Genomic DNA, 8140 nt, shown 5'->3' with positions numbered 1-8140 from the left:
TTTTGGACAATGTTCAATAAAAAGGTTCTTAAATAAACGCATATCCAGCCACCTATCCCACTTATTCCTATAGTTATACTGTGAATTATACAGTATTACTGTAAATTTACAATATATATCATAATTTTTATAGTTTGGAGAGTTAATTTATTGACATTATACCTATAGGGGTTTATTATAAGGAGGTATCACGATTAGGGACTTGGTTCAGATATCATTCTAAGGTATTATTAAAGAAAAATCGTCTAAAAATAGAAATCTATTGTTAAAGGAGGCAAAAAACATGGATTACAATGATCAAGTTAAAAATAGAGCCAAGCGGATTGAAGGACAGCTAAGGGGGATTTTAAAAATGATGGAAGAAAATAAGGATTGTAAAGAAGTTATTACCCAATTATCTGCAGCTAGAACTGCAATTGATCGAACCATTGGTGTGATTGTAAGCTCTAATTTAGTGGAATGTGTTCAGAAAGCGGAACATCAAGGGGAAAAAAGCATGGAAGAATTAGTAAAAGAAGCTGTTAATTTGTTAGTGAAAAGTCGATAAAAAAGGGTTGACACCCTCTTTTATTTTGATTAATAATATACCCGTAGGGGTAAAGGTAAATAGAAAATAGGAGGAAAATAAACAATGAATATTGCAAAAGTATTAGATGCCAAAGGTTTAGCATGTCCTATGCCAATTGTAAAAACAAAAAAGGCGATAAATGAACTTCAATCTGGTGAAGTTTTAGAAATACACACAACTGATAAAGGGGCAAAAAATGACCTTGCTGCATGGGCAAAATCAGGAGGTCATGAATTATTAAAGTATGACGAGGAAAATGACATTTTAAAGTTTTGGATCAAAAAAGGATAATTTTTTTAATCTATAAAATACCTATACCGGTAAATGTTTAATTTTAATTTATAATTACATTCAGGAGGTTACAACATGACAGATAAGAAAAAGACGACAATTGTCCTATTTAGTGGAGATTACGATAGAGCTATGGCAGCTTATATCATTGCAAATGGTGCTGCTGCGTATGATCATGAAGTGACTATTTTTCATACATTTTGGGGATTAAATGCCCTTCGTAAGGATGAGAATATTTCGGTGAAAAAAAGTTTTATGGAAAAAATGTTTGGAAAGATGATGCCTAGAGGCGCAGACAAAATGGGTCTTTCAAAGATGAATTTTGCCGGATTCGGTCCAAAAATGATTAAGGACATTATGAAAAAACATAACGCCCTGCCTTTACCACAACTAATCGAAATGGCTCAAGAGCAGGATGTAAAACTCGTTGCCTGTACCATGACAATGGATTTATTAGGCCTCAAACAAGAGGAGTTATTAGATTCAATCGAATATGCAGGTGTGGCAGCTTATTTAGGAGATGCAGAAGAAGGGAATGTTAATTTGTTTATTTAATTACAAAGACGGCATGAGGGTTTGGATTTAAAGAAAAAATTTATAGGAGGGCTTTAACATGAAACAAATGACTGTAAAAGAAGTAGAGGCTTTATTAAACAAAGGAAAGCAGCTAAACATTATTGATGTTCGCGAAGTGGACGAAGTAGCAGCGGGGAAAATTCCAGGCGCTGTAAATATTCCTTTAGGTTTAGTTGAGTTTCGTATGCATGAATTAGATAAATCAAAAGAGTATATTATGGTATGCCGATCTGGTGGAAGAAGTGGCCGTGCCACTCAATTCCTTGAAAGCTATGGATTTGACGTGATAAACATGTCAGGTGGAATGCTTGCTTGGGAAGGTAAAATAGAATAAATTTTTTTAAGTAAAAATATACCCACATAGGTATTAAATGGGAGGTCTTATAATGGAAAACATGAAAGCAAACGTTATATTAGATGCAAAAGGATTAGCATGCCCGATGCCGATTGTTAAAACAAAAAAGGCAATGAATACTCTTGAGGAAGGTCTTGTTTTAGAAGTTCAAGCGACAGATAAAGGATCTAGAGCTGATTTAAAAGCTTGGGCAGAAAGTACGGGTCATCAATACCTGGGTACAATCGAAGAAGGAAATGTACTAAAGCATTATCTTCGTAAGTCATCCAATGATGAAACCAATGAAAAAAAGTACCCAAATTTAATAAGTAATGAGATTCTTGAAAAGAAAATGGAAAACAATGAGGATATTGTAGTTCTTGACGTAAGAGAAGCAGCGGAATATGTCTTTAACCATATCCCAGATGCTGTCTCTATTCCTTTAGGTGAATTAGAAGATCGAATGGACGAGCTAAATAAAGATAAAGAAATTTATGTCCTTTGTCGTACAGGTAATCGCAGTGACTTAGCAGCACAAAAATTAGCGCAAAAGGGATTTACAAATGTAATGAATGTGGTACCAGGTATGAGCCAATGGAAGGGTCAATCAACAGGTATCAAGAAATAAACACTTTGAACTTGCGTAAAGCTGTAACATTTTAAAAAAATGGATCTCATTTTAATTTTAAATTAGTATATTTTTTTAACTTAAATAATACCGTGGGGGGTAACGATAAAATGACTGTAAATAGTATGACTTCAAAAGAAGTAACCAAAAAAGTTTTTAATAGGGAAGATCTATTTATTTTTGATGTTCGAAATGATAGTGATTTTCAAGATTGGAAAATCGAAGGTGAAAACTTTCGCTATTTAAATATGCCTTATTTTGAATTGCTTGATGGTGTTGAAGAAATTATCGGAAAAATTCCTACTGATAAAGATATATTAGTAGTTTGTGCTAAAGAAGGTTCTTCGGTAATGGTAGCAGAGATGCTTTCAGAAGCTGGATTAAACGTGTCATACCTTAAGGGTGGAATGAAAGCATGGAGTGAACATTTAGAGCCGGTTAAACTTGGAGACTTAAATGATGGAGGCGAAATTTATCAGTTTGTACGAGTTGGTAAAGGCTGTTTATCCTACATGGTGGTTTCAAACGGAGAGGCAGCATTGATTGATGCAACACGAATGACTGACATCTATCTTGATTTTGCTGAAAGCATCGGTGCAAAAATCACGAATGTATTTGATACTCACCTTCATGCAGACCATATTTCAGGAGGACGCACAATAGCTGAAAAAATGGGTGCAATCTACTGGTTACCGCCTAAGGATGCTACGGAAGTAACCTTTGAGTACCAGCCATTAGAAGACGGAAGTGATGTCAAAATTGGTGATACCATCATTAATATTCAAGCATTATATTCTCCTGGTCACACAATCGGGTCCACTTCCTTTGTAGTAGATGGAAAGTTTTTACTTTCAGGTGATATCTTATTCATTGATTCGATCGGAAGACCAGACTTAGCAGGTATGGCAGAAGACTGGGTGGGAGATTTAAGAGAAACTCTTTATAAACGTTATAGAGAATTATCAGAAGAACTTATTGTTCTCCCTGCACATTTTATGATTATTGAAGAATTAAACGATGATGGCAGTGTGTCAGAAAAATTAAGTATCTTGATTGCAAAAAACCATGGTCTAAATATTGAAGATGAAAATGATTTCAGAAAAATGGTAACCGAAAACTTACCGCCACAGCCACATGCTTATCAAGAAATTCGTGAAACGAATATGGGGAAAATAAATCCTGACTTAGAGAAACAACGAGAAATGGAAATCGGACCAAACCGCTGTGCAGTTCGATAAATCTGAAATGGGAGAATTAGATTAGAAGCTGCAAATGAACAATGGGGAACCAAGTAAGGTTCCCTTTTTAGAAGGAGGACAACATGGATATTAGCTTTATCATCACGATCTTCCTAATTGGATTTATAGGCTCATTTATTTCTGGAATGCTAGGAATTGGTGGTGCCATTATCAACTTTCCATTGTTATTATATATTCCAGTTATGCTGGGTGTCGGTCATTTTACAGCTCATGAAGTTTCAGGAATTACTGCTATCCAGGTTTTCTTTGCGACAATTAGCGGTGTTTTGGCTTACCGTAAAGGAGGATTTTTAAATAAAACACTAATCGCCTACATGGGAGTTAGTATCCTGTTGGGAAGTTTTATTGGAGGTTTCGGTTCGACTCATATGCCGGAGAGTGGAATTAATTTCGTTTATGGTATTTTAGCGCTTATTGCTGTTGTCATGATGTTTGTTCCCAAGAAGGGGATTGACGATATTCCTTTAGAACAAGTCAAATTTAACAAATGGCTTGCCGCATTATTTGCTTTCTTTGTAGGAATTGGAGCTGGCGTTGTGGGAGCGGGAGGCGCGTTTTTGTTAGTACCAATCATGCTGGTGGTTTTAAAGATTCCAACAAGAATGACCATTGCCTCTTCCTTAGCTATTACGTTTATTTCATCAATTGGAGCTGTTTTCGGAAAAATAACAACAGGGCAAGTGGCAATTCTACCATCGCTCATCATGGTTGCTGCCAGTTTAATTGCTTCACCGATTGGAGCAAATGCTGGGAGAAGAGTAAATACAAAAGTTTTACAAATCATTATGGGGATTTTAATCTTAACTACAGCAGTGAAGACATGGATGACTATATTGTAAGTAAGAAGGACTGCTTTAATTGGCAGTCCTTTTTCTATTATTAATTAGAATTGTTTAGATCAAGTTCCTGTCTGATGATGCTTCTATTTTTATATTTTCCATAATATTAAAAAAACACAAATTCTCCTAAAAAAATTCTCTACTAGATATTAAATGAAAGATTATAAAATGAATAGGGAATGGAAGCGTTTTCTTGCCTATTAGTGGGGGTGAATGAGGTTTATAGCTTTTAAGTCTATTTTTTGGAAAATTTTATCATGTAAAAGGGGGAGAAAAAGATATGAAACGATTCTCAAAAAGAACAGCATCTTTAACACTTGCCGCCTTGATGTTATCATCGGCAGTCATTCCTTATGCAAGTGCGGAGGAGGGAAAATCAAATGGTAATAAACAAAATGCACCTGAGATTACAGCGACGACCAAAAACATTCTAGTACAGGGCGAGAAGAAATTCAAAGACCTAAATAATAATGGCAGGCTCGATCCATATGAAAACTGGCAGCTTCCTACCGATGTACGTGTGAAGGATCTTGTCAAAAAGATGACGCTTGAGGAAAAAGCGGGGATGATGCTGATTACAGAGTTTCCGGCTTTTAAGGATAACAAGTTAGTCCTGCCAAATAAATTAATTGATCAAAATACACGGTACTACATTTTCCGGCAAACCCCAACTGTCGATACCATCGCATCTTATAATAATCAGCTTCAAGAAGCTGCAGAAGGATCCAGATTAGGGATCCCAATTGTCATCACATCCAATCCTCGAAATCATGCATCCACAGATTATACGAATAGCAGCGAAGGGGCAGGTTTGCATTCCTTTTGGCCAGGACCATTAGGGCTTGCGGCAACCCGTGATACCAATCTAGTCAAGGATTTCGCTGAAACCGCGGCGAAAGAATGGAGAGCGGCGGGGATTCGCAAGGTATATGGATATACAGCAGATATTGCGACCGATCCGCTTTGGGCAAGAATTGAAGATACGTTTGGCGAGCAGCCTGCACTTGCTTCAGGCATGATTTATAACGTCATCAAAGGTTTCCAAGGGGATGAACTTGGGAAAGACAGTGTTGCGATTACTGTTAAGCATTTCCCGGGCGGCGGAGCTCGAGACAATGGCTTAGATCCACATTTTCCTGAAGGAAAATTCAACCCATATCCAACTGCCGGAAGCTTGTTAAAATATCATATTCCAAGCTTTAGAGCGGCTATTATGGCTGGCGTGTCTTCGGTGATGCCATATTATGCTTACCCAAGCAATACGAGTGCCGACCAAGGGTTACCATGGTTTAGTCCTACGCAGCAATTTGAGGAAGTTGGCTTTGCTTTAAACAAAGCGATTATTACGGATCTGCTCCGAGGCCAGCTTGGTTTCAAGGGGTATGTTAACTCCGATACTGGCGCAGTCGGCAATAATGCTTGGGGGGCAGAAGGGTTAACGCTTGAACAAAAATATGCAAAAGCAATTAATGCTGGGACAAACATAATCTCTGGTGCATCGGACCCAGCTCCTATCATCGATGCAGTAAAACATGGAATCCTGAAAGAAGAAAAAGTGGATCAATCTGTATCATTTTTACTAACAGAGATGATGAAATTAGGTCTTTTTGAAAACCCTTACGTAGACGGACAGCACGCTCTTGATGTCGTGAATAATCCTGAATCACAGAAAAAGGCGGATGCAGCACACAGGAAGTCCCTTGTTCTTATGCGTAACGATAAAATCAATGGTGAGAATGTCCTTCCATTAAGTGATGGAAAAATACACAATGTTAAGCTCTATGTTGAAATGTTCCCAGGTGGAAATGACGCGGCGGCTACGAAGAAATTAAGAGAAACGATTCAAAAATATGATCCATCGATCACAGTAACAGATAATCTTGCTGAAGCCACACATGCCTTTGTATGGGTTCGACCTGTTCAATCAAACTGGGACAATAACCCACGGATTTCAGTAGGTCCTGAAACAGGCATCACAAATGTCGACCGGATTATAGAAATTCAAAAAACGGTTCCGACCATTACGGCCATAAATTTCACGAATCCATGGTTAATAGACCAAATTGAACCGAATGCAGCAGCGGTAGTTGCCACTTTTGGAACGAAGGCAGAGGCAATTGTTGATGTCATTCGCGGCAAATTTAATCCGACTGGAAAACTTCCATTCACCATTCCAGCTAATAAAGCAGCCGTCGATAACGAAGTGGGAGACATTCCTGGATATGAAGAAGATCCTTCTTATGTTTATAAAAATAAGAGTGGGGATAAGTATGGATTTGATTTTGGATTAAGTTTTAAATAACCAAGCAACATGGTTCATCAGGCATGAAACATAAAAGAGGGACTCCGTTAATCTTACTGGAGTCCCTCTTTTAATTGGATTACTCTTTAATCACCTATCTTAATAAACATCCCGCTGGTAACGCCCTTGCTCTTTCATAGCATTTAGATAGGCCTCAGCTTCTTCAGGGGTCATGGAGCCTTCTTTTTCAATTACAGTTAAGAGGGCGCTATGAACATCTTTCGCCATATATTGCTTATCTCCGCAAACATAGAAGTATGCTCCATTTTCCAGCCATTCGAATAGTTCTTTGCTGTTTTCCAGCATTTTATGCTGAACATAGACTTTTTGCTCGCTATCACGAGAGAAGGCAGTCTCTAATTTTGTCAGAATGCCATCCTTCTGATATTTATCTAATTCGTCTTGATAAAGGAAATCTGATGCTGCATGCTGATCCCCAAAAAATAACCATGTGCGACCTTCTGCTTTTGTAACTGCTCGTTCTTCAATAAAGGAACGGAATGGTGCAATACCTGTTCCAGGACCAACCATGATGATATCTTTTTCTTTGGACTCTGGCAAATGAAAGTGTTTATTTGGCTGTACAAATACTGCAAGGGTATCACCCTCTTGAGTACGTTCGGCAACTTGTACAGAACAAACACCCTTGCGATCGCGTCCGTTTGCAGTGTAACGCACAGCACCAATTGTTAAATGAACCTCGCCAGGATGGGCTGCCATACTGCTGGCAATGGAGTAAAGACGGGCTGTCATTTTTCTTAAAAGAGAAACAATCTCTTGGGCAGAAGCTTTCCAAGGACCGAAGTCACGTAACATATCAAGCAAATCACGTCCGTTGGTATATTCTTTTAGCTGATTTGTATTTTCAATTAATACTAGATTTTTTAACTCTTCATTATCTGTGAATGCCGCTGCCGCTTGGAGAATCTTTTTCGACAGCAGGGTGATTTCAAAGTAGTCAGTTAAAGCCTCTTTTAATGGAAGTGTTTCCCCTTGCTTGTTAATAGTAACTAGAGTTCCTTCATCCCATTTCATTTCCTCTAGAAGGGCTGCTACAAGTTCTGGATCATTCTTTGGGATTACACCAAGGGCGTCACCAGGGATATAGGAAAGACCCGATCCTTCCAAAGATAACTCAATATGCCTTGTTTCTTTATTAGAGCTAGGACCATTTAAATTAAAGTTATTCAGAACCTTCGCTTGAAAAGGGTTTGTCCTTGAATAGGTAGCAGGTATTTTTTTGTCATCATTTTTATTCGCTGTTAGTTGCATCATCTTCACCTCTAAATTTTTATATTTACTAGTTATTAATTTGAATTATGTGTTCTATGTTACCTCTTCCA

General features: G+C 37.8%; 9 protein-coding genes. 8 read left to right on the top strand and 1 reads right to left on the bottom strand.

Annotated elements, in window-relative coordinates:
• Window positions 1-283: 283 nt before the first annotated feature.
• The 8 genes from V7266_RS28835 (at window position 284) to V7266_RS28800 (ending at window position 6797) form a co-directional block, all read left to right on the top strand.
• Window positions 284-547, top strand: coding sequence for a metal-sensitive transcriptional regulator (locus V7266_RS28835; protein WP_335472647.1), 264 nt, complete (start codon window positions 284-286; stop codon window positions 545-547).
• Window positions 548-631: 84 nt separating this feature from the next.
• On the top strand, window positions 632-859 hold the full coding sequence (locus V7266_RS28830) for a sulfurtransferase TusA family protein (RefSeq protein WP_335472646.1): 228 nt from the start codon (window positions 632-634) through the stop codon (window positions 857-859).
• Window positions 860-934: 75 nt separating this feature from the next.
• Window positions 935-1414 (top strand): DsrE/DsrF/DrsH-like family protein, encoded by a 480-nt coding sequence (locus V7266_RS28825; RefSeq protein ID WP_335472645.1) that lies wholly within the window; start codon window positions 935-937, stop codon window positions 1412-1414.
• Between the two features lie 58 nt (window positions 1415-1472).
• Window positions 1473-1769: a rhodanese-like domain-containing protein gene (locus tag V7266_RS28820; protein WP_335472644.1), complete on the top strand. Its 297-nt coding sequence runs from the start codon at window positions 1473-1475 to the stop codon at window positions 1767-1769.
• Window positions 1770-1821: 52 nt separating this feature from the next.
• A complete protein-coding gene (locus V7266_RS28815; RefSeq protein ID WP_335472643.1) occupies window positions 1822-2397 on the top strand; it encodes a sulfurtransferase TusA family protein in 576 nt (191 codons plus the stop codon).
• A gap of 110 nt (window positions 2398-2507) precedes the next feature.
• On the top strand, window positions 2508-3635 hold the full coding sequence (locus V7266_RS28810) for an MBL fold metallo-hydrolase (RefSeq protein WP_335472642.1): 1128 nt from the start codon (window positions 2508-2510) through the stop codon (window positions 3633-3635).
• Between the two features lie 83 nt (window positions 3636-3718).
• Window positions 3719-4495 carry a sulfite exporter TauE/SafE family protein gene (locus V7266_RS28805; RefSeq protein ID WP_335472641.1) on the top strand — a complete coding sequence of 259 codons (777 nt, stop codon included), beginning with the start codon at window positions 3719-3721 and terminating at the stop codon, window positions 4493-4495.
• A 280-nt stretch (window positions 4496-4775) separates the two neighbouring features.
• Entirely contained in the window at window positions 4776-6797 is a 2022-nt protein-coding gene (locus V7266_RS28800) for a glycoside hydrolase family 3 protein (protein ID WP_335472640.1), read from the top strand.
• A gap of 99 nt (window positions 6798-6896) precedes the next feature.
• Here V7266_RS28800 and V7266_RS28795 read toward each other — a convergent pair whose 3' ends face one another.
• Window positions 6897-8072: a sulfite reductase subunit alpha gene (locus V7266_RS28795; protein WP_335472639.1), complete on the bottom strand. Its 1176-nt coding sequence runs from the start codon at window positions 8070-8072 to the stop codon at window positions 6897-6899.
• Between the last annotated feature and the right edge of the window lie 68 nt (window positions 8073-8140).

This window comes from Neobacillus drentensis, assembly GCF_036965645.1.
Lineage (GTDB): Bacteria > Bacillota > Bacilli > Bacillales > Cytobacillaceae > Neobacillus > Neobacillus drentensis_D.
The sequence above is the reverse complement of the archived record's forward strand: the minus strand, read 5'-3'. Positions and strand labels throughout refer to the sequence as shown.

What these genes read in the sequence shown, in the direction of transcription:
- V7266_RS28815 (WP_335472643.1), top strand. Translation starts at nt 1,822, where the DNA reads ATGGAAAACATGAAAGCAAACGTTATATTAGATGCAAAAGGATTAGCA.
- V7266_RS28800 (WP_335472640.1), top strand. Translation starts at nt 4,776, where the DNA reads ATGAAACGATTCTCAAAAAGAACAGCATCTTTAACACTTGCCGCCTTG.
- V7266_RS28825 (WP_335472645.1), top strand. Translation starts at nt 935, where the DNA reads ATGACAGATAAGAAAAAGACGACAATTGTCCTATTTAGTGGAGATTAC.
- V7266_RS28805 (WP_335472641.1), top strand. Translation starts at nt 3,719, where the DNA reads ATGGATATTAGCTTTATCATCACGATCTTCCTAATTGGATTTATAGGC.
- V7266_RS28835 (WP_335472647.1), top strand. Translation starts at nt 284, where the DNA reads ATGGATTACAATGATCAAGTTAAAAATAGAGCCAAGCGGATTGAAGGA.
- V7266_RS28820 (WP_335472644.1), top strand. Translation starts at nt 1,473, where the DNA reads ATGAAACAAATGACTGTAAAAGAAGTAGAGGCTTTATTAAACAAAGGA.
- V7266_RS28795 (WP_335472639.1), bottom strand. Translation starts at nt 8,072, where the DNA reads ATGATGCAACTAACAGCGAATAAAAATGATGACAAAAAAATACCTGCT.
- V7266_RS28810 (WP_335472642.1), top strand. Translation starts at nt 2,508, where the DNA reads ATGACTGTAAATAGTATGACTTCAAAAGAAGTAACCAAAAAAGTTTTT.
- V7266_RS28830 (WP_335472646.1), top strand. Translation starts at nt 632, where the DNA reads ATGAATATTGCAAAAGTATTAGATGCCAAAGGTTTAGCATGTCCTATG.